This window comes from Maribacter sp. TH_r10, assembly GCF_033101095.1.
GTDB classification, from domain to species: domain Bacteria; phylum Bacteroidota; class Bacteroidia; order Flavobacteriales; family Flavobacteriaceae; genus Maribacter_A; species Maribacter_A luteus.
The window spans coordinates 931,844-956,206 of sequence record NZ_JAWMPY010000002.1; the positions used below are offsets into that span (position 1 = coordinate 931,844).

Genomic DNA, 24,363 nt, shown 5'->3' on the forward strand with positions numbered 1-24,363 from the left:
ATGAAACACCCCGTTTGGTTTCGTTTGCTATGCATTGTCTTATTTAGTCATTCTTTTTTTTCCTGTACCCAACAAAAAGAAGTAGGAATAGAAGGTGAACTTAAAAAATGGCACAGGATAACCTTAAATATAGAAGGGGTCGAAACCAATGAATTGGCAGCCGAAAATCCTTTTCTCGATTATCGTCTGGATGTTACATTTACCAATGGGGACAAAACATATATTGTTCCCGGTTTTTATGCTGCCGATGGCAATGCGGCCGAAACCAGTGCTACTTCAGGAAATATTTGGCAAGCAAGATTTACCCCGGATGCAACGGGCAAATGGCGGTATAGTATATCTTTCAAAAAAGGCAAAGGAATTGCAGTGGCCGACAGTTTTGAAAATGCGGAATCTGTAGGATCGATTGATGGTGAAAGGGGAAGTTTCAGTATAGTGGAAACAGATAAAACCGGAAGGGACAATAGAGCCAAAGGACGTCTTAATTATGTCGGGGAATCCTATTTAAAATTTGAGGAAACGGGAAAATACTTTATTAAACTAGGGGTCGATGCACCAGAGAACTTACTCGGTTATATAGATTTTGATGCCTCTACCAATGCTTTAAACCTAAGAAAAAATTGGGAACCCCATGCAAAAGATTTCGCTGAAGAAGCACAGCCTTTTGTCTGGCAAGGAAATAAAGGGAAAAATTTATTAGGCGCAATTAATTATTTAGCCTTTGAAGAATTGAACGCATTTTCCTTTTTGACCTTTAACGTAGATGGGGACGACCGAAATATCTTTTTCTATCTTCTGAAAAAACCTATTTCCGATTACGAAAAATATGCCAGTAACAAAAAGAACATAGAAGCATGGGAAACGTTTTTTCACAAGACCCGTTTGGATGTTTCAAAATTGGACCAGTGGGAACGTATATTCGAATATGCCGAAACCTTGGGCATGTTCCTTCATTTTAAAACCAATGAAACCGAAACGGACCACCTTATGGACAAGGGAGTTTTTGGAACGGAGGGAAAATTATACTACCGCGAACTCATTGCCCGCTTTGGGCATCACCTTTCGATGAACTGGAATCTAGGGGAAGAAAACGACCAACCTACCGAAGAAGTATTGAAAGTTGCCCATTATGTAAAACGATTAGACCCATACAACCATCATAGGGTACTGCATACATTCCCCAATAAAGATGGCCGTTACGAAGATTTCATTGGTGATAAGTCCCCATTAACCGGAGCCTCCCTACAATTAAGTGATTCTTTATTTACCGATGTTCATCCAAGGGTTTTGAAGTGGAGGGAGAAATCCAATGCAACAGGGAAAAAGTGGGCCTTGTCAGTTGATGAACCGGGCAAGGCGAATATTGCCTTACTACCCGATGATGAAGACTCAAAACATGATATGGCACGATCAAATGCTCTTTGGGGCACCCTAATGGCCGGCGGTTTTGGTTTGGAATGGTATTTTGGGTATTCAAGTCCAAATTCAGACCTAACCTGTGAGGATTTCAGAAGCCGCGACCTATTCTGGGACCAAAATAGTTATGCCTTACATTTTTTTGAGGAACAACTACCCTTCTGGGAAATGGAACCGGCCGATTACCTTATAAAAGGTGGCAAAGGTTTTTGCTTTGCTAAAAAGGATGAAGTTTACCTTGTGTACCTTCAAATGGGAGCTGAGACCATTTCCTTGGATTTGGGAAATTCAGGAAACACTTTTGAAATTAAATGGTTCGACCCAAGAAATGGAGGTGAAATGATGTATGGCTCCCTACAATCTGTGAAAAGCAATGGTGGCACCCGATTTTTAGGATATCCACCAAAAGAAATAAAGAAGGATTGGATTATTAAAGTAAGTCGAGATAAGAAATTCGGCACATGACTTATCGACCGGTTTTGGTCAACAAAACAAATAATCAAAAATGAGAATGAAATCATTCCTATCACTTATTATTTTTTTGATGGTATCTACCCTACCCCTAGATGCCCAATCACCTGAAGTAAATGTTCCTATTGCCGATAACCAATATATTACCATTGAACAGGACGATCTTATTATTGTCGAAGCAGAAGACTTTTACAAGCAAAGTAAATCTAACAAACGCCAATGGTATAGAACCACCTTGGATTATGCTCCTGTTGTTGGCCAGGATGATGATAAAAACCATAGTCAAAGTGCTAGTGGAAATACATATATCGAACTCTTACCCGATTCTCGGGTAACCCATGGGGATGAACTGATTCGTGGTGAAAACTTTTCTAATAAGGCAGGTGAAATGGCCGTGGTACACTATAAGGTCAAAATAAACACCCCAGGGCGCTATTATGTTTGGGTACGGGCGTTTAGCACTGGAAGTGAGGATAACGGTTTACATGTAGGAATAAATGGTGAATGGCCTGCCCATGGGCAACGTATGCAATGGTGCGAAGGAAAAAACCAATGGACCTGGGCAAGTCGTCAGCGAACTAAAGAGGATCATTGCGGTATTCCCCATGAGATTTATTTGGATATTACTGCAAAAGGAATCCATGACATTCAATTTAGCATGCGCGAAGATGGTTTTGAATTCGATAAGTTTATTTTGACCAAAAACAGGAATTTCTTTCCAACAGAAAACCTCGAAAATGAGTTGCCTTCAACATGGCTAGGTTCTGAGATAGGCCAACCAAAAATCAACCCTCCAATAGGCCGTATTGCTATTGTTGCAGATGGCAATTCCCCTGATCCGGATGACCTAGGTGGAACAGCTGTTTCTATTGCATTACTAAGAGCTACCGGTCTAGAAAAGCGATTGGTACATTATTCCCATAGCTGTGATTTAAAAAGGGTAGAAAGGATTTCTGAAGCAGCAGAAAAAGAACGTCACGCCTTAATGCAAAGCGCATGCGATGTTACGGCAAGGCGTTGGGGTGGTTTTGAAGATTTGACTTTCTTCGATGCTAAATGGCAACAAAAACAAACCATCAATGATTTAAGTAAAGCAATTAACACATCATCTGAAAATGACCCACTCTGGATCATTGAAGCCGGAGAGCCGGATATCATAGGATTTGCATTGGAGGCCTCTGATAATTCAAAACATAAATATGTTAAAGTAATAACACACCATCCTGCAAATGATGATTCCGGTGATTATTATACGTGGCAACAGATTTTGGATTTTGGGATAGAGGAAGTCCGCATCCCCGATCAAAATGTGAATTTAAAGGTGCCAATTGAAAAATGGGATTGGGCAAAAAACCACCCAGACCCAAGAATACAATGGGTCTGGATCCAAGGAAAAATCGCAGAGGTCGATAATATAGTCAAATTTCAAAAAGGAAAATGGGATTGTTCAGATGCCGGAATGGTATTGTACTGGATAACCGGTGCTAAAGACGGGGGGCTTAAGTCAGGGACTGTAAGAGATGTTAAAACGATATTATCAAAATTTATTGATAAAAACTAAAATTAACGGCTATTAGGTTAAAACTTCATATTAAACATGGGAAATTCTATTATCCGCTATATTAAAAGAGGTATTTCAATAAACCAAGCCTTTCTCAAGATCATTAGGTTTGTTCTCTTTTTAACAATGATTACAGTAAATGGACAATCTTTACAGCATCCGGTAATTTATACCACCATGCATGAAAGAGGCCTGGTTTTGGAAAAAATTGAAAAATATGATTGGGCCAAAAGTATTGTAGACCAACTACATGAACACGTAGATAGCATCTTACTTATACATTTAGCGAATCCGTCAGCTATTTTAAATGAAATACCTGCATTAGCAACCAATGACCATGAGAACAAAGAACGCGAAGCTGGCCCATTAGCCACTGCACATAACAAAGTATTGTCTTTGGCCGCTAATGCCGGAGCACTCTATTACCTCACGGAAGATGAAAAATATGCACAGTTTGCAGCCGATATCTTATGGGCATATATAGATGTTTTGGCCCCTAAAACACCCAAAACCACAACAATTTGCGGATACGCTTTTTTTGACCCCAGAACCACCTACGCCCCATTTGCCGTTGCCTATGATTTTATTTATGATTATTTAAAACAGAAAAATGTAAAAGTTTTTAGTAGAACCAAAGGACATCAAGTTGCTTTTGACAATAGCAAGGCTCAAAAAGCAATTGCCAATATGGTTGGCAATGTTTTACAAGAGTATGGAAAGCCAGATGTACACGGCAAGACAATTTCCAATCACCCCATACTTACTGCACCGGGAGCACTGTTCGGAATTTTATGTATTGAAGATGACACGGAACGTGAGCGTTTGTTCCAGGTTTTTTGGGAAAAGGGCACAGCGCACCAGAATTCGTTCAAGCATACCATATTACCTATGTTCTCAGGGCAAGGCATTTGGCCAGAATCACTTAGCTATAGTTTTATGCCCATTATCACTATGGTATTGAACATCGTTGACCGTATAAAACCCGATATGGAGGTAACGGCCGACTATCAACATATTTTTGAGGGAAATTTTTTATTTGATTATTTAAGGCACCCCAATAGAACCTTCGTCCGCTACGGGGACTCAAAACGCTATAATGACGGCACAGGTAATCTGTATCGATATACGTTGAACCTTGCGACAAGAAAAGGATATAAAAAACTACAACGGAAAGCGGAACTTGCTCTTAAGAATTCATATGAGGCCAATGGTGGTTACCATCCGAATATAGCTACGGACAATATCTTCAATAATTACAAACCCTTACAGCTATTTTGGGGACAACCCATACCCAAAACAATTGAAGGTTCTGTTGATTTAAACAAAGCCACTGTAATTGTTGACCACGCAGGTATTGCCGTACAACGTAACTATGTTGAAGAAAACAATGAAGCTTACGGACTGTGTGGTATCATTGGAGGGGCTCATTATGTGCACTCACACCTTACAGGAATAAGTATGGAGTTATACGGCGCAGGCTACATAATGTCTGCCAATGCCGGGCTCCCCCCTACTGTCAGGGAACGTAAAATACCATTGCATGAACATTATTTTAGGTTATATGCAGGCAATAACACCGTAGTCGTTAACGGCACGTCACATGGGCGGGACGAAGGTTCATGGAAGGGCGGGGCTAATGTTTGGCAGAATAAAACGGTAAATATTGCCGCAGAACCCAAGCATTTGGAAGAAAGAATATCCAAAGAGTTCAATTTCGCCACTCAATTCTTGGATGATACCGTAAACAATGTAAAACAAGAACGTACCTTAAGTATTATAAGAACTAGTGCAACTACGGGATATTATTTTGATATGTTTCGCTCTAAATCCAATGATGAAAATAAATTTCATGATTATGTCTATCATAACATTGGCGACAAAACCCAAATCAGTGGTTTTAATGATCGAAAGCTATCATTGAAAAAGACCGATCGCTACCAAAACGATATTGGCGATGTGGTTAAATCTCCTGGTTGGCGTTATTATGAGAATACAAAGTCTACAAAAGCCACTAAGAAAGGTATGAAAATTCGATTTGACATTGAATACGATGATCGATACATGAATCTTTTTATACCTGAAGGAGTGTCCAGGAAATATACCAAAGCCTTGGCACCTCCAACTCGTGAAGCAAAAAATGGGTATATAAATAAAAAGACCCAAGTATTGGCCATTCGACAAAAGGGCGAAGCTTGGGACCGACCCTACATTGGTATTTTTGAACCGTCCACCAAAAAAAATACCAGTGTGCAAAAAGTGGATCCTTTATGGGATCAGGATAAGGTAATCGGTGCTGTAGTAACATCCAAAGTTGAAGATTCGCTTATAACCGACATTATCATTGTACAGGACAGGGACAATGCCATTTATAAAAATGATAAATTGAACCTGTACTTCAAAGGGCGATTCGGGATTGTACGTAAGACCGTCGTTAAAAACACTTCCAAAGTCACCCTTTACATAGGGCAAGGTGAACTACTTAAGTTCAATACACAGGAGCTGAGATCCAACCAAGAACAAAAAGGAATATTAAGAAACCTATAAAACTATTGTATGGCTATACCATATGAACATCATATTTGGAAATCAATCCTTGTTATATCACTTGGCCTATTATTTAATTCTTGCCAATCAGACAACACTGTCCTATCTGCAAATTTTGTACAAGATTTTGAGAATCCACCATCGGCCTATAAACCCATGCCTTTTTGGCATATGAATGGCGAGCTCACCACCCAAGGTATTCAAAAGCAAATGAAAGATGCCAAGGAACTGGCTGGTTTTTCAGGAATAAGTGTTCTGCCTTTAGCCCCAAAAAAAAACGGGAAACCCGGTACCATGCCTAAGTTTCTTACTCCCCAATATATAAACCGTTTTCAGGATGTTCTAAATACTGCTGAAGAATTGGATATGCAAGTTATTTTATACGATGACAACGATTTTCCTAGTGGAATGGCAGGAGGTAAAATGGGCGAACTGTTTCCCCAACATACCATGAAACGTTTAGATAAAGTGGAAAAATTGGCAAATGGACCTTCAAATTTCAAGGATAAGATACCAAATGGCAAATTACTTTCCACAGTTGCAATGAACCCAAAGACCTTGGAGCGAATTGTACTGAACGATTACATCAAGAATGGGATATTAGTATGGAAAGTACCCAAAGGGTCATGGAAAATCATGTACTTTACCTTGGTCAAGGATAGTTATCATAAAGCATTTCCTGTAGTAGATTATATGGACACTACAGCGGTCAGGGAAATGATAAGTATGACCTACGATGTATATAAAGAGAACTTTGGATCCTATTTTGGTAACACCATTAAAATGACCTTCTTCGATGATGTAGGCTTTTGGAAACACCCAAGAACCTGGACAGGTCTTTTCAATGATAAATTCGAGGAATTGAACGGGTATGACCCAAAACCATGGTATCCCGCATTATGGTACAATATAGGTTCGGAAACAGAAGCTGTACGCCATGCCTTTTTCAATACACGTGCAGAATTACTGGCCGAAGGTTTCCCCAAATTAGTTGGGGAATGGACAAAAAAAAACGGACTGAAAGATACAGGGCACCCACCAGGAAATTATGACCCAACACCAATTGATATGAATGCGGATATTTTTAAATTTTATAGGCATACCGCTATTCCCTTGACCGATGCCATCATTGGATATCAATTCGGACAAAACGGACATAAACTTATTAGTTCGGCAGCAGATTATTATGACAAACCGGTAGTAGCCACGGAAATATACGGGGCTTATAAAGAAAAAACATTTGATTCGTTAATGCTTTACAGATCTGCTATGGACCTTTTCTCCCGTGGCGTGAATTTTGTGATTCCTCACGGTATGTGGTATAACCCCGATCAAGTTTACATTTCACCTTTAGTTTCCCCATACAGTGAAAAGTTGGCTCCTGCCCTACCCGATTATTCCAATTTCGTAGGCAGGTCTTGCATGTTATTACAAGGCGGGAAACGGGTAGCGAATATTGGTGTATTGTATCCCTTTGAAGAATTGGCCGGTTGGTACCGTTTTGAAGATCCTAAAAATCCACGACAGGGTTTTTTCATTTCCCCAGAAACAAATTACCAAGAAATCAGTGGTTTGTTGACCAACGACCTGCGACAAGATTTCACCTTTATACATCCTGAGTACTTTTTGGATAGTAAATATGAAATAGCTAATGGTTCTGTGCTCTTGAACAATCATGAAAATAAGCAAAAGTACGATGCACTCATACTTACCGGTTGCAAAATTATCTCATTGAAAACATTGGAGAAAATAAAGAAATTTTACGACAAAGGTGGTTTGGTAATCTCTGCCGGACAGTTGCCTTTTAAATCTTCAGAAATGGGACAGGATGAAAAAGTCAAGGCATTGATCCTTGAAATTTTCAATATAAACCCTGAAGTTAGTGCAATTACCGAAATTCATGTTAGTGACAATACTTCGGGCGGCGAGGCTATTCATATTCCCAACCCGAATGAAAAGAATTTATCCGAAGCCCTAAAAACACATGTGGTTTCCGATGTTGAATTTTCACCAAAACCGGTCCTATCTTCAGAGTTGGGTAAGTTTAATTACATCCATAAAATAAAGGAAGGCAAGGATATTTATTTCTTTTCCAATTCAAGTGACGATCTTATAGAAACCGAGGTAACTCTAAAAGGCAAACTAGACTTATACCAGGCCAACCCACATTCCGGAAAAATAATGCGTTTGGACAACACAAGCCATTTCAAAATAAATAACAACATATTTACCAAAGGTACATTAACCCTAAAACCGGTTAGTACTACTTTTTGGGTCTCAAACCAAAATTCAAAATGAAAATAAGAAAAGAAAAATTCGTTTTAGCTTGGGTGTTTTTTACTCTTTTAAGTTGCAAGGAAGAAGTAAAAAAGGAACCGATCAAAGAATCTGAAAAACCGAACATTGTTTACATCTTAACGGACCAATGGCGCAGTTCTGCCTTCGGTTATGCCGGTAATCCAGATGTTAAAACACCTAATTTGGATGCTTTTGAAAAAACAGCGGTAAACTTTACCAATGCGGTATCGGTTTTACCTGTTTGTACTCCGCACAGAGCATCATTATTGACCGGTAAATTCCCAACAACGACTGGAATGTTCGTAAATGACCTGTATTTACCTTCTGAAGAACTAACCATGGCAGAAATTTACAAAGCCGAAGGTTACAACACGGCTTATTGGGGTAAATGGCATTTAGATGGTCATGGCCGTTCCGCTTATATTCCCAAGGAAAGACGTCAAGGTTTTGAGTATTGGAAAGCATTAGAATGTTCGCACGATTACAATAAGATGCCTTATTATGATAATGATGATACCGAATTAAAGTGTTGGGGCGAATATTCGCCTTTTGCTATTGTTGAAGATGCCAATCAATATTTAGCGAAACATGCGAAAGATGCTGCGCCGTTTTTAGCAGTATTATCTATTGCCACACCTCATTTTCCTCACCACACCGCACCTCAAAAGTATAAGGATATGTATCCACCTGATTCTTTAACCCTAAATCCAAATGTTACTAAAAAATTTGAAAAACGTAGTAGAGAAGAATTGCAAGGTTACTACGCACATGCCACTGCAACTGATGAGGCCATTGGGCTTTTGTTAAAACAAATAGATTCTTTAAATCTTTCTGACAATACCATTATTGTGTTTTCGGCCGACCATGGTGAAATGATGGGTGCCCATGATGTAAGACCTTTTCAAAAACAGTTGGCTTGGGACGAATCAGTACGTGTGCCTTTTTTAATTAAATGTCCAGGAATAAACAAACAAAAAGGATCATTGGTAAATGCTCCTATTAATACACCTGATATTTTACCCTCACTATTAAGTTTATCGAATATTAAAATTCCTGAAGGTATTGAAGGTGAAGATTTATCCGAATTAATGAAAAATCCTGATCCGAATGCCGACCGTGCTGCTTTGGTCATGAATGTTGCACCTTTTGCAGGTAGTTACAAAAATCCTCCATATAGAGCTATTAGAACCAAACAATACACATATTCCAAGACACCAGATGGGCCAAATATGTTCTTTGATAATATTAGCGACCCATACCAGCAAAACAACCTACTTGGTAAGCCTAAGTTTAAAAAACTTCAACAAAAGTTAGATAGTACCTTGAACGCAAAATTAACTCAAATTGGCGATGAAATTAAATCCAGGGATTATTACCTAAATAAGTACAATTACAAATTTGATGTGAAAAAACCCGCCATTCCTTATTGGGAGTTTGATAATGGTAAAGGTGTGGTACAATCTCCAAAGCCTGTGTTAGAATAATAATCCAAATGAAGAAAGCCATTAAAAGTTATCGGTTATGCATATAACAACATCCTTTTTCTATGGTCATCAGAATATACTCAACAACAAGGGATTTTCAAAATTCCCAATGTTCATTTGTACCGCGATTCTAATGTTCGGCTGTAAAACAGGGACCTTGGAAAGAAATAAGAATTATAATAAAAAACCAAACATTGTATTTCTTTTTGCCGACGATTTAGGTTGGGTAGATGTTAGCACTGGTAATACAAATGGCAATAGAGGATCCAAGATTTATGAAACACCCCAAATAGATAAATTAGCATCCCAAGGGATATCTTTTACCAATGCCTACACCAATCAAAACTGCGCCCCCACTAGAGCTTCGCTTATCAGTGGTCAGTATCCTACAGGAATCGATAATCAGGTATATAACGTAGGGTCCTTAAACAGACAAGACCAAAGAACACAAGGGTTCCCTAATTTACCTATAAAACCGTTTAAGCAACAAAAAGTAATTTCGGAAGACGGAATCAATATATTCGATGTCTTTAAATCGCAAGGTTACCAAACCGCCTTTGTTGGTAAAAGCCATGGTACGCCACATCCTTTAAAAGGCGACTACGGTATTGATTTACCTGCAGACATTCATCATATCATTACTGGTTTTGTTCAGGGAGAAAAGACAAAGTCCTACTATTTAGCATTAAATTCCGATAACGTAGGATGGACTTTTGGCTCAGAATATGTTGATAAGTACGCAAAGCCTTATGACCAAGAGTATATAGATGGGGTCCTTAAGCCATGCAATACCCAAAGTGAGTTGTCACTTTTGAAAGCAACCCCTAAACACCTTACAGATGCTATTGGCGATTTTTCAGTAGATTATATTAAAGAAAAAGCGAATGATGAAAGGCCTTTCTTTTTATATGTCCCATTTCATGCCGTACATTCCAATGTCGTAGGACGAAAAGATCTAACTCAAAAATATCTAAAAAGAGGTTTAAGCAAGCGTATTTCGGAATATGCTTCGATGATCGAGCTCTTGGATCAAAACGTTGGAAAAATAAATAGAGCTTTAAAAGATCCTAATGGCGATGGTGATTTTTCCGATGATATTACCAACAATACCCTTTTTATATTTTATTCCGATAATGGGGGCATTTACAGAAACGATCCGCTTACAGGTATAAAGGGCCATTTGAATGAAGGTGGTATTAGAGTTCCCTTAATTGTTTGTTATCCAGATATAATTCCAGAAAATACAATAACCAGCCAAGCGGTACATTCCATAGATTTTCTACCTACACTGGCAGATTTTGCAGGAGCAGATATTTCTGAACTGAAAAAAAAAGATGGTAGTAAACCTCAATATGACGGTGTTTCTTTTACAGGCATTCTTACAGGTGAAGAAACACGTTTGTCAAGAACCAACTTATTTTGGCACCTTCCTGGATACATGGATGAACGTTTTTCCCCTTCAACAGTTATCCAAAAACGTTTTGGAGATGATTATTATAAGCTCTTTTATTTTTATGAAACGGAAGAATTTACAATGTACCACTTGAATAAAGATATATCAGAAAAAACAAATCTTTTAAAGAATCCAACTTCAAAAAATTTGGAAATTGCTTTAAATATGAATACTGAAATGTTAGCGTGGCTAAAAGCTAATAACGCACCTACTGGAACTTGGGTTGAAAATGGTGGGAAAGTACCCTATCCAAAAGGTAATGGAGTTTTAAAATACAACAATTGAAAATAGTAAAATGAAAAAAAGTCATTTAATTTTAATCCCTATAAGCTTTATCGCTATATTGCTTAAAGGGTGTTTGGGCAATAATCGTTCTGATTCAAAAAGGCAGGATATTGTTAAAGTAGAAAATGTTGACATCCAAAGCCATCGGCCAAATATCATTTTCTATCTAGCTGACGATCAAGATGTATATGATTATGGCTGTTATGGCAATGAAAAAGTAAATACGTCTGCGGTAGACCAACTTGCCAAAGAAGGAATGTTGTTTAAAAATGCCTTTACAGCGCAGGCCATTTGTGCTCCCAGTAGATCCCAACTTTTTACGGGTGATTACCCTCTTAAAAATGGATGTTTTGCAAATCATACCTCTACAAAATCAAAAATAGAGAGTGTAACCACACGAATGCAAAAATTAGGTTACGATGTTCTTCTTGCAGGGAAAAGCCATGTAAAACCTTCGAGTGTTTATGATTGGGATAAAGAATGGGAACCAGTGCCCAAAAAGAATGTTCCAAGGTATTATATTCCTTTGGATAGTATAGAAAGTTATTTCAAAACATCAAAAAAACCGTTTTGTATGTTCATCACATCAAAATATCCTCATGGGAAGTATTTTGATGTTGAAAACCCGAATGTCGACGATATTAAATTTTATCCTTTTAATATAAATAAAAAGGATAATCCAGAATATGTAAAATCTAAAGCAGGTTATTACCGAAGTATTGAAGAAGATAATACGCAAATAGAAAATGTGTTAGACTTAGTAGATAGGTACTTAGATGACAATACACTATTTATTTATAGTGCAGATCATGGTGTCTCCGGAAAGTTTACGGTCAAAGACATCGGTTTAAAAGTGCCATTTGTAGCACGTTGGCCAAAAGTAATTAAGCCTGGGACTACATCAAATCAGTTGATTCATTATACAGACGTTTTACCAACATTTATCGAGATCGCAGGTGGTAAGGCCACGGAGGGTATGGATGGTAATAGTTTCTTACGACTTCTACAAGGAAATGATGTTCAAATAAATAAATACGTATATGGAGTAAGAACCAACCAAAATATTTTAAATTCTGAGGTTTTCCCTTCAAGAATGATTCGTGACAATCGATATAAATACATCCGAAACTTTAATTCTTTGGAAGTAGTTGAACAAAATCTAACAGGAAAACCCAATGTAGATTACTTTATTAAAAGAGGGGCTAATGCCTTTAAAGATGAACCTCTTGAGGAATTGTACGATTTGGAGAGTGACCCATTTGAGCAAAATAATTTGACCCAGAACCCAGAATTACAATCTGTCAAAAAAAAATTGAAAAAAGATTTATTTAGTTGGATGGAAGCCCAAGATGATTTCTTGAGTGAGTCCACAGGCAACATGCCAATAATAACCCCAAAAGGAAAAAAAGGGTTTAAACTGGACCAAGACACCCCAAGAAGAAAAATAGCAGACTCCCTTAAAAATACCTTACACGAAGGAGATTATATAATTATTGAACATTGGTAAAATAACATTTTTAAAATGAATAAATCCTTATTATACGCATTGGGCCTATCCATGCTTCTTTTATCTTGTAAAAATCAAAAAGGGATAACCAAGGTCACACAAGAAAAAAAACCTAGGAACATTTTGTTCATTGCTGTTGATGATTTAAGGCCCGAACTCAATTTTTACGGATCCAAACATATCCAATCACCAAACTTGGATAAATTGGCCGATCAAAGTTTGGTATTCAATCGGGCCTATTGCAATGTCCCGGTATGTGGAGCTTCAAGAGCGAGTTTACTTTCCGGAATGCGCCCAACTAGGCATCGTTTTATAGATTATAGTACAAGAGCTGATATTGATGTCCCTGATGCCATTTCTTTACCAAAACTCTTAAAACAAAATGGCTACACCACGATTGCCAACGGAAAAGTTTATCATAATGGAAAAGACAACGTTTCTTCTTGGAATTCCATATGGTTTCCAGAGGGTAATATTCGTAACTATCAATTAGAGGAAAACATTAAAGATAATGGCAACGCTAATCTAGCTGTGGCAGGAGCCACTGCTTTTGAAATGGCAGAAGTGGAAGATACCGCATATTTTGATGGTAAGATCGCCCAAAAAGGGATAGCGGATTTAAAAAAACTGAAAAACAAGAACAAACCTTTCTTTTTAGCCTTAGGTTTCATGAAACCACATTTACCATTCAATGCACCCAAAAAATATTGGGATTTGTATGACAGGTCAAAAATTGAATTGCCCGAAAGTTATTTACAACCGGAATCTACCCCAAAAGAAGCCTTCCATAATTTTGGAGAATTACGTAATTATGGAAACATTCCTAAGCAAGGTGATGTTCCTGATGATCTTGCCAAAGAATTGATTCATGGTTATTATGCCTGTGTAAGTTATGTTGATGCGCAAATTGGTCTGGTCTTGGATGAATTGAAACGCTTGGAGTTAGAAGAAGATACTATAATAATTTTATGGGGAGATCATGGTTGGAATTTGGGAGACCACAAGTTGTGGTGTAAGCATGTCACTTTTGAAACAGCGTTAAAAGCGCCATTGATAATAAAAGTCCCAGGAAAAACCAAAGGTCAGAAAACCGATGCTATTATAGAATATATCGATATTTACCCAAGTTTGGTCGAGCTTATAGGTATAGAAAGCCCAAAAACGCTTGACGGCCAGAGTTTTGTCCCTATTTTAAATGGGGAGACTCCAGAAAAAGACTGGGCCGTCAGTAAATTCAAAGATGCGGTCACCTTAATTAAAGGTGATCTGTTTTATACAGAATGGACAAAAGACGACGGTGTTGCGTACGCCCGTATGCTATTTGACCATACCACCGATCCTTTAGAATTACGCAATTTAGCTAAGAAACCTGAGTATCAAGATACCATAAATCAATTAGCCAAGGATTTAAGAATTAAATGGGGTGAAGATTTTTTAAATCAATGAGTTATAACCAGTATAATATGACCATAACTACCTGTTAAGAAGTTAAAGCTTGTAGTTCAGCAAGAATTATGTGCACTCTTGAATTTTTTTAGAGGATTTAACAAATATATACAAAGCAAAAAATAACATTAATAATGAAAATAATCAGAAAAAAAACATTTATAGGATACCTTCTTTTTGTATGGTTCGGCCTAAACAACCTAATGGGCCAAGAAAAACAAAATGTTGTCGTTTTCCTTGTCGATGATTTAAGGACAGAATTGGGGTGTTATGGAAATGAAATGGTCAAAAGCCCCAATATTGATAAGTTGGCCAGTGAAGGCACATTATTCAATGGTGCATATAGCCAGCAAGGTATATGCGCTCCTTCACGTATAAGTATACTTACTGGTTTACGCCCAGAAACAGTAGGTATTTATGATTTGTTTACACCTTTGAGATCAGTACAAAAAGATATGTTGACATTGCCTCAATATTTTAAAGAGAACGGTTATAAGACCGTAAGTGTTGGTAAAGTTTATCATCATGGTAGGGACGATATGGAAAGTTGGACTAATTTTTTCCAAAAAGAACCGAATTCCTGGGCTGCGCAAAAAAACTTAGATCTTATTGAACAATTCAAAAAAGAAGGTCGTAAAAACACAAGGGGTCCTGCCTTTGAAAAAGCCGAAGTGATGGATGAAGGTTATAAAGACGGACGTGCAACCCAACATGCCTTGGAAACCTTAAAAGAGCTTAAGAACGATAATTTTGTAATGTTTATTGGGCTTACTAAACCGCACCTACCCTTTAATGCTCCCAAAAAATACTGGGATCTTTACGATAAGGAAATGTTCAAGGTTCCATCAAGGAAGAAGCCCAAAAACATGTACGCCAATGCGCTTACGAATTGGAACGAACTACGTGCCTATTATGGTATTCCAAAAGAGGGGCTTTTGGACGATGAACTTACAAGGGATTTAATACATGGCTATTATGCATCTATTAGTTATATGGATGCGCAAGTAGGTAAAATAATGTCCATGCTAGACAGTTTAGACCTAAGAAAGAACACCCTAGTAGTTTTTATGAGCGATCATGGTTATAAAATAGGCGAGTATGGAGCATGGTGCAAGCATACTAACTTTGAGTTGGATGTTCGCGTTCCCTTAATTATAAGCAACAATTTTAGCGGAAGTCCCGAATACGGTCAAATTTCAGAAGCCTTAGTTGAAAATGTTGACTTATTCCCCACCCTAATTGAAGCCTGTGGGCTAAAAATGCCCAAATTGGATGGAAAAAGTTTATTGCCATTGCTTAACAACCCTAAAATGGAATGGAATCATGCGGCTTATAGCTTATACCCAAGAGGTAGAAAAACCATGGGTTGTACGGTAACGGATGGTGAGTGGCGTTATACAGAATGGCGAGATAGTGATACCCAAGAAACCAAGGCTGTTGAATTGTATTGGAACAAAGAAGCCAATCGGGTCGCCACAGAGAATTTTGCAGGTCAGGACAAGTACATTCAAATTGAGGAACGAATGAAACAATTATTGGAAATACGATTTCCAAGAAATCGCAATTCGTTCTACAACTAAAAAACCAATCATAAATTGTATTATACCTAGTATCGATTTAATGAACTAAATCTGTATTTGGCAATTAAATCGATACTATTTTTGCTTTTTTAGATTTTTCGTTAGACTATATAAGCAAGCCTTTCAACTTAAAAGAATTCAAATTCAGAATAAATAATATCCTAGAATCCAAAAGAGGTCTAAAAGACAAATTCTCATCTAAGGATAGCATTTTGGAAATTGATGCTACATTAACCACATTGGACGAAGATTTGTTGAAAATAGACTTTAAATCGTTGAAGACAACCTATCTAACGAACTGTTCGATATTAGTATATTCTGTGAATAGTTGGGTATAAGTCGCGCTACGTTATTCACAAAGACAAAAGCATTGACCAATTTTACCCCGAAAGTATCCATACAGGAAATAAGACTTAAACATGCCTCGAACCTCCTCGAAATAGGTAAGCTAAGCATTACGAAAGTGGATTATAAAGTAGGTTTTAAAAAGGCCGAAATATTTCAGACAATGTATTAATTAAAAGTATGGGTTAACCCTTACGGAATATGCCACTAAGTTTTCATCAAACAATGCAAGCTCATAATAAAAAGGCGGTTTGAAACATTTCAAACCGCCTTTTTATTTCTTATTCCCTAACCTATTACAACGCCTTTCCCATAACGGTATACATTCTACAATCTTTGGGTGCGTCACCATCACTGTTTCCTGCCATTATAATACTTTCCCCTGCTTTTGCAATCCTATGGAAAATAGACATAGTTACCTTACCTACATTTATATTATCTCCATTGTCCTTATAGTCTTTTAATAAAAATGCTGGTACAGGTACCGTATCATCGTGTAATACATAAATGTGCATATCGATTCCTGCTACGAATTGCAGTTGATCCCGTGCCCAATATCGCTTATCCGAATTAGGTGTTCTAATATATTCCGCTCCGTTCAAATATTTGGGAATTACCGTGTAATTATGTTCCATATCAGTATACGCCCTTTTACCCCAATGCATGTTTGTTCTAAGCACTGCTTTGCCATCTCCTGTATAGCTGAACTTCTTAAACAATTTACTTCGGTTCTTTATACCGGGGACATATTCTGGCATTTGAGGTATATGTGCCGGCACAGCTTCCTCTTTATACACATTTGTATACACTTGAGGAAGTTCGGTGGTCAAACCTTCTCTAATATTCAAAGGTTCCGATTTCAGTGTAACACTCGCCGGTTCTAATCCCGACTTATTGGTTGTAATGGTTACCTCACCTGCCTCTAAAAGTGATTTTACGGCTACACGATTGATTCCTGCCTCGATATCCAAATACAGGTTATTAGTTGAATTGGGCTTTCCACTGTTATAACCTCCACGCCATATAGCAGGACCTGAAATCGTAAAATCTACACGTCCTTTTGCCAAAGGGCACCTTCTACCTTGTTCATCGACTACTTCAACATCGATCAGGGCTATATCTGACCCATCTGCTTGCCAACCTTTTGGGCCTAGGATCGGGGTTAACTTGAGGGCAACAGGTTCCCCAACAGTAACTTTGGTTTGGGTAGTACACAATTTATCATCGATATATCCTTCTGCCTTAATCTCCCCTATCTCCCATTCTACATTGGAAAACTTATATTCATATCCATTTTTTGGTGTACTATCGGTGCTTATCAATTTATCGTTCACATATAGTTTTACAGCAGCACAATTAGAAATTACATAGATATCTTTTTGGGTATTCTTTTCATAATTCCAATGCCCAATAATGTGCACTTGGGGTTCTGGTCTCCACATGGCCTTTACCGCATAAAAGGCCTCTTTGGGAAGACGTACAGCGTCTACTTCCCCACTGGCCCTAGTTACTTCAGTAGGGCAACGTCCTCCATGTGGACCATCGGAAAATACCCAATTCGCGCCTCCAACATGATATGCTTTTTTACCCATTTTATTCCACCAATGGTCAACTTCCCTAACGGCAAAATCTTCTGAACTTAATTTATAGGTGTTTTTATCTATGTTAGGATGGCTCCAAAAATTATCATCGGGTGAATACTTGTCCCAAATACGTCTTGGTGATTCATCTCTCATATATTCGCTCTCAACTATCGGTAAATCTTCATATTCACGCTCCCACCCTTCTGTACCAACTTCAATGGACACGTAACCTTCGGAATCATTCATTACATCTGCACGTCTATTCCCCATTAGCCGCTTTCCTTTCGGATCATAAGTTTCAATGACGTTTAGTATCTGCTTATAATGGGCTTCTGTTTCTGCCCAATTACCACCTTCCCATATGAATATTGATGGGTGGTTACGATAATATATGATCATGTCTTTAAAGGCCTTGATTCTAATATCCCAAGTCTCACCTTCATCTTGCGATTCTCCACTGACTCCAGGCATTAAGGTTGCAAAACCATATTTATCACCCATGGAAATTTCTGCAGGGGACCCTGCGCAATGCCCCCAGCGTATAAAATTACCTCCTGCTTCGTCCATTAACCTAAACGTATAATCGCGCAACCAATCTGGCAAAGCTGCTCCCAATCCTGCCCATGAATTCGTTGGCTTTTGCCCCCAACCGTGTAATTTCGTATATTCCCCATTGTTCCAAAACCCGTTATCCTTATTAAAGTCGAAAGTTCTAATACCTAAAGGGGTGTTATAGGAATCAATGGTTTTACCATCTAACTTTAACACCGTTTGCACTGTATACATATAAGGATTTCGTGTATACCAGCGCTTTGGATTTTTTAGGGAGGTAGTAGTTGAAAAGGTTACCTTTTCCCCCACTGCAATTTTTTGTGTCGTATTTGAAGTTGCTACTATTTTCTTTTCGTTATCAATAATTCTAGCTTCAAAAACGACATCCTTTATTTCTTTATATTCATTATGAACTTCTGCCGTAACCGTAACATCGGCATTCGTATCACTAATATTTTCTGCATATACATAAGTACCTACAGTTTCCAGATTATCATATAGCGGTAAGGTAATATGAAGTGGGTCCATAACATGTAGAAATACGTTTCTATAAATTCCACCATGGGTTGGGTGCCAATGTTCATGATTCCACACCAACGGGAAATTATTCCTAAAATGATTCCCTCGATCATTATTTACTTTTACCGCAACAATATTCTCTGAACCAAATTTCAGATAAGGGGTAAGGTCATATCCAAAAGGGATGAAACCCGTTTGATTTTGACCTAAATAGTTACCATTGATATAAACATCGGCTATTTGTCGAACGGACTCAAATTCAATATATACTTTCTTACCCTTATCCGTAGCTGGCAATTCAAAGTGTTTTCGATACCAAACAGTACCCCTCCATTGGTTGTCCTCACCATTATGGTGACCATGGCTTAGATCATCAAAGGTATCTATATCGTTAAACGTATGTGGACAACTAACCGTGTTCCATGAAGCATCATCAAAATTTGGATCTTCCGCACTTTGAGGGTTGTCTTTTATGAATTTCCAGTCTGGATTAAAATTATATTTAATCCTATTTCCTAAAGACGTTTCATCACTTACTTTTATTTGTTCTTCACAGGAAATTGACCCCATAAGGAGTAAAAATATTAGAAATAATACATTTTTAAATTTAGGTTGAAACATTTTGTACATTTAATTTTTTGACAAAAGATCAATAACAATTAAAACCCGAACTATATTATATATGAATAGTACAGGGTTATAAACAGATAAGACCCTTTTAATTATACCGAATAAACTGTAAACTAAATTAGTGACTAAAAAAACAAAAACTGTACTGGGGTATCCTGAACAAGGTAATGTAGTAATCAATGCAAACTTACCATTCCTTGAAAATGGTCAAATCCCCGAAAAAATCGAGACGTAATTAAACCTGTAAATCTACAAGCATGAATCTTTTAGGTATTGTTCCTGAAATTTAGAGGCCACTTTTGGCAAGCGATCTATATTTTCCAGGGGGCAAACCTGTTTTACGTTTAAACAACCTATTGAAATAAAAATCGGATTCAAAGCCAAGTTCATCTGCAATTTCTTTTTGGGTCTTTTGGGTATTTAAAAGAAGTTCTTTAGATTTCTCGATCTTTAGCAATAAATAATATTGTTTTGGAGATGCCCCCGTCTGGGTTTTAAAATCCGATCTGAATTTAGAATAGCTAACACCTAATTTCAATGCTATTTGTGTTAAATCAATAGATGTGTTAATATTCCCATACATTATCCGTTTGGCCTGAGATACCATAGAGTCCAGGTTTTCAATATCATTGCCTCTATTTTTTATATTATGTAGTTCGGCCATGAGCTGAAGGCAAACTCCCGATGCAATGCGTTGATAACCAAATGGTTCTTCATCAAACAGTTTAAAAAGCTTGTTGAAATAATTTAAAACATTACTTCTATTACATTTTGGGATTATGGGCTCATTCGGGCGAAAAAAACCATTACTGAAAAATTGCTCTGCGACGTAACCGGAGAATCCTACCCAGCGCTCTGTCCAACCGGTTTTTCTTAAAGGCTTATACCGATGCCATACCCCCGGAAAAAGCAAAAACAGATCGCCATCGGAAATTTTTGTTTTCCCTACTTCCTTACTTTCAAAAATACCTTCTCCGTTAGTTATCAGAACCAAGTGAAATTCGTTTAGAACACGCCCTTTGTCCCATGTAAAAACGTAATTGTCCGGATGATCATTAGAAGGATAGTCCGTATTCCTTTCAACAACAGTTCGTCCCAAATTATTTATATAGAACCCCCATTTTTTGTCTTGATCAAAGACCATCAGATATTTTCTGTACTTATTTTTCATGTCATTTTGTACAACAAATATATCAGTTTATCAATTGGGATTCTGAAATTGATTCTCGAATTTTATAATATTCATACCAACTATTTTAGATAATGATACTTTTTGGTAAAATTATCTCTGAATAGGCATGAATATGGATTCATAGAGCATTGGAGTCTATGTCAAAGAAAAACCTATGAGAAAATCAAAAAATACATTTTACTTAGAACTATGAAACATCAATTAAGCTATCTCGGTTTATTAAAACTATGTATGTTTCCAACGGCTTTTTTAATTATATTTTTAACAAGTTGTGATTCTTCATCTATTGATATATCATCAGATTTGAAATGCGAGTATCGCACAAACCCTTTAGGAATAGATAATAGGGAGCCCAGATTAAGTTGGAAATTAATTGATGCCAATAATATACGCGGGCAAAAGCAAACCGCTTATCAAATTCTAGTTGCGAGTACCCAAAAAAATTTGAACAACGATATTGGTGATATGTGGGATTCGGGGAAAGTCGAATCCGATAAATCGGTAAATGTTATTTATGGGGGTAAAGCTGTAGAATCTGGTCAACATTATTTCTGGAAAGTAAAAATTTGGGATGCCTTTGGTAATGCAACAGATTGGAGTGATACAGGAAAGTTCTCAATGGGCCTGCTAAATAACGAAGATTGGAAAGCGGAATGGATACATAAAAAGAATCAAAACAAAACGGACCATAATTGGTATAGAAAAACCTTTTCGCTAAATGACAAGGTTAATTCGGCCTTTGTCTACGTGGGTTCTTTCGGTTACCATGAACTTTATGTAAATGGTAAGAAAGTGACCGAAAATGTCATGAATCCGGTATCATCTTATATGAAAAAAAGAATTCCCTATTTAACCTATGATGTTTCTGATTTTCTTGACGAAGGGAATAACGTTATTGCTATTTGGCATGCTGCCGGTTGGGCGCGTTGGGATCGAATAATCGAATACCGAAATCCGCCTTTTATATTTAAGGCACAAGCAAATATCATAACCGAAAATAGTCAAATAGATATGGGAACAGACGAATCATGGAAATGTAAAAAAAGCCATACATCTTATTACGGTGATTGGGACATTCTTGCTTTTGGAGGCGAAACCATTGATGATAGATTAAAAGAAGACGATTGGAACACCGTGGGATACGATGATAGTCATTGGGGTAATGCCACCATTTATAACCACCAAAAACTCAATGAGGAAATGGAAGAAATAAATGATATGTATGAGGTGATGGAGGATAAAATAATAGGAAAAGGAAAGTTTAAAAATAGACTTTACAGTCCAGTAACAGCACAATTGAGTGCCCAAATGGTAGAGCCACAAGTAAAATACAGGGAACTAACCCCTATTAAAATCAAAGAGAATGAAGATGGCTCATACCGTATCGATATGGGAGAAAATTATACTGGTTTTTTTGAAATGAACCTTTATAATGGTGTAGAAGGTGATTCTATTTTGTTTGATATTAGTGATAGAGAAGAAGTACGTTCCAATTGGAACCAAAAGAGTAAATACATCTACGGTAATTCTGGAAAAGGAACGTTTGCCAACAGGTTTAATGTGGCCGGTGGTCGATGGATTACAGTTTACAATTTAAGTTACAAACCTCAAATTAAAGACATTAAGGGTTATGTTGTAACCAACAACCGCAATATTATTAGCAAATTCGAATCTTCTAGCCAACTACTTAATCAAATCTATAAAATAAATTTAGATACCTATATAGCGAATACTATGGACGGCATTTTGGTCGATTGTCCACATCGTGAAAGACGTGGTTGGGGTGAAGTTACCGTTGCGGCTATGTATGGCGATGCCTTGCCAAATTTTGAAAGCGGTGCTTATATGGACCAATATCTACAATATACTCGCGACGCCCAACTTCCAGACGGACAGATACGTGCTATTGTAAACGAAAACGACAGACCATTTTTAATGTGGAAAGCGAATAGCCCTTTAACCGTTTGGGAAACTTATAAAGTGTTAGGCGACAAAAAAGTGCTTCAAGATAATTATGCTTCTATGCAAAAATGGATGGAATGGATGTATGAAAACTCTAATTATGAAACTGGAGGGGGGTTAATTGCAGGGGATCGGGGTAAAAGAGCGTTCCCAGGATTAGGAGATTGGTGTACCCCAAGAGGCAATTTCTGGTCGAGTTTTAATTCACCCGAAGCACTGCATTTCAACAATTGTACGTACGCCTATATGTTAGATAATGCTGTCAAGATAGCTACAGCCCTTGGAAAAGCAGATGATATAAAATTATTTTCCGATAGATTAAACATACAACGAAAAGCCACACATAATTTATCCTATAATAATGAAACTGGAAAGTATGTAAACGGACAACAGGTTGACCAAGCTTTTGCCCTTTTAGCCGGTGTAACACCAAAATCCGAAAAACAAAAAGTATATGATAATTTGGTAGATGATGTACTTTATAAATTTCCTTATTACGATACGGGCAGTTCTGGTCAAGCCTTGTACACACGATATTTTATTGAATCGGGTGAGCGTATGGATTTAATTTACGAACTCCTGCAAGATAAACACCACCCAAGTTATGGTTATTTTATTGAACAGGGGAAAACAGTATGGCCAGAACGTTGGTCTGCAGTGGGTGTAAGTCAAATTCATACTTGCTATACAGGAATTGGTGGTTACTTTATAAAAGGGTTTGGTGGTATAAGACCAAATCCTGAAGGCCTAGGCATGCAAAACATGGTTATAAAACCTGCTACGGTAGGTGATTTAACTTTCGCCAATACGGAATATAAATCTATGTATGGAAATGTGGTAGTAAATTGGACTAAGAAAGATGATGGAGCCACGTTTCATATTGAAATTCCTGTAAACACATCGGCTAAAGTATATATTCCAGCTACTACTAATAAAGCTGTCATCGAAAGTGGTTCAGCTACTGAAGACGTGGACGGCATAAGCTATATGGGTTCAGAGAAAAGTGATGCGGTAGGTAATTATGTAATTTACAAAGTGGAATCTGGGGTATATGATTTCATAGTGAACGAACTTCCCATTACCACATATCCTAGACCCTTACATCAATCAGCTAATTTGGCTTTAATAGGAAGAATGAATGCATCATCTATGGTGATTCAATCTGAAAAACTTCCAGTTTTTGAAGCATTTAGGGCAAATGATGAAAACCATGAAACCCACTGGAAGGCAAATAACACTGAAAACGAATGGCTGGAAGTCGAGTGGGTAAAACCTCAAAGGTTTAACCAAGTTGTGTTAGATGAATTCAATGAGAATATTGCAAGCTATAAAATTCAATACTTTGATAATGGCAAATGGTATGATGTAGCTGAAGGTAAGAGTTGTGGGGTCAATAATAGTCACGATTTTGAAACGATTACAGCTTCAAAATGCAGATTCTTGGTAAATCAATCCAAGAGTAATCCGGCAATTTCAGAATTTAAGATTTACCATAAACAAATGGATTCTATAAATATAGATTAATCGTTATTTAA

Annotated in this window: 13 protein-coding genes; 11 read left to right on the top strand and 2 right to left on the bottom strand. The window is 37.5% G+C overall.

The window, feature by feature from the left end:
• The 10 genes from R3X28_RS09310 to R3X28_RS19365 all read left to right on the top strand — a co-directional run bounded on the left by R3X28_RS09310 (position 1) and on the right by R3X28_RS19365 (position 16,562).
• The gene (locus R3X28_RS09310) at positions 1 to 1,881 is read left to right on the top strand and encodes a DUF5060 domain-containing protein (protein WP_154367042.1); all 1,881 of its coding nucleotides are present in this window, start codon (positions 1 to 3) and stop codon (positions 1,879 to 1,881) included.
• Positions 1,882 to 1,921: 40 nt separating this feature from the next.
• A complete protein-coding gene (locus R3X28_RS09315) occupies positions 1,922 to 3,448 on the top strand; it encodes a hypothetical protein (RefSeq protein ID WP_317664057.1) in 1,527 nt (508 codons plus the stop codon).
• Positions 3,449 to 3,484: 36 nt separating this feature from the next.
• On the top strand, positions 3,485 to 5,992 hold the full coding sequence (locus R3X28_RS09320) for a hypothetical protein (protein ID WP_317664058.1): 2,508 nt from the start codon (positions 3,485 to 3,487) through the stop codon (positions 5,990 to 5,992).
• Positions 5,993 to 6,001: 9 nt separating this feature from the next.
• Positions 6,002 to 8,290, top strand: coding sequence for a glycosyl hydrolase (locus tag R3X28_RS09325; RefSeq protein ID WP_317664059.1), 2,289 nt, complete (start codon positions 6,002 to 6,004; stop codon positions 8,288 to 8,290).
• The gene (locus tag R3X28_RS09330; protein WP_317664060.1) at positions 8,287 to 9,774 is read left to right on the top strand and encodes a sulfatase; all 1,488 of its coding nucleotides are present in this window, start codon (positions 8,287 to 8,289) and stop codon (positions 9,772 to 9,774) included. The genes R3X28_RS09325 and R3X28_RS09330 overlap by 4 nt, the downstream gene beginning before the upstream one ends.
• Positions 9,775 to 9,811: 37 nt before the next feature.
• A complete protein-coding gene (locus R3X28_RS09335) occupies positions 9,812 to 11,512 on the top strand; it encodes a sulfatase-like hydrolase/transferase (protein WP_317664061.1) in 1,701 nt (566 codons plus the stop codon).
• A gap of 10 nt (positions 11,513 to 11,522) precedes the next feature.
• Positions 11,523 to 13,019 (top strand): sulfatase, encoded by a 1,497-nt coding sequence (locus R3X28_RS09340; RefSeq protein WP_317664062.1) that lies wholly within the window; start codon positions 11,523 to 11,525, stop codon positions 13,017 to 13,019.
• 15 nt (positions 13,020 to 13,034) lie between these two features.
• A complete protein-coding gene (locus R3X28_RS09345; RefSeq protein WP_317664063.1) occupies positions 13,035 to 14,465 on the top strand; it encodes a sulfatase in 1,431 nt (476 codons plus the stop codon).
• A gap of 134 nt (positions 14,466 to 14,599) precedes the next feature.
• Complete coding sequence (locus tag R3X28_RS09350) at positions 14,600 to 16,045, top strand: sulfatase (protein WP_317664064.1); 1,446 nt, start codon at positions 14,600 to 14,602, stop codon at positions 16,043 to 16,045.
• Between the two features lie 328 nt (positions 16,046 to 16,373).
• Positions 16,374 to 16,562: a helix-turn-helix domain-containing protein gene (locus R3X28_RS19365; RefSeq protein ID WP_154367028.1), complete on the top strand. Its 189-nt coding sequence runs from the start codon at positions 16,374 to 16,376 to the stop codon at positions 16,560 to 16,562.
• A 124-nt stretch (positions 16,563 to 16,686) separates the two neighbouring features.
• On the opposite strand, the gene R3X28_RS09355 is transcribed toward R3X28_RS19365, so the two are convergent.
• A complete protein-coding gene (locus R3X28_RS09355; RefSeq protein ID WP_317664065.1) occupies positions 16,687 to 19,614 on the bottom strand; it encodes a glycoside hydrolase family 2 protein in 2,928 nt (975 codons plus the stop codon).
• A 346-nt stretch (positions 19,615 to 19,960) separates the two neighbouring features.
• Positions 19,961 to 20,845: an AraC family transcriptional regulator gene (locus R3X28_RS09360; protein WP_154367024.1), complete on the bottom strand. Its 885-nt coding sequence runs from the start codon at positions 20,843 to 20,845 to the stop codon at positions 19,961 to 19,963.
• A gap of 210 nt (positions 20,846 to 21,055) precedes the next feature.
• Between R3X28_RS09360 and R3X28_RS09365 the strand changes: the two genes are divergently transcribed.
• Complete coding sequence (locus R3X28_RS09365; RefSeq protein WP_317664066.1) at positions 21,056 to 24,352, top strand: family 78 glycoside hydrolase catalytic domain; 3,297 nt, start codon at positions 21,056 to 21,058, stop codon at positions 24,350 to 24,352.
• Positions 24,353 to 24,363: the final 11 nt, after the last annotated feature.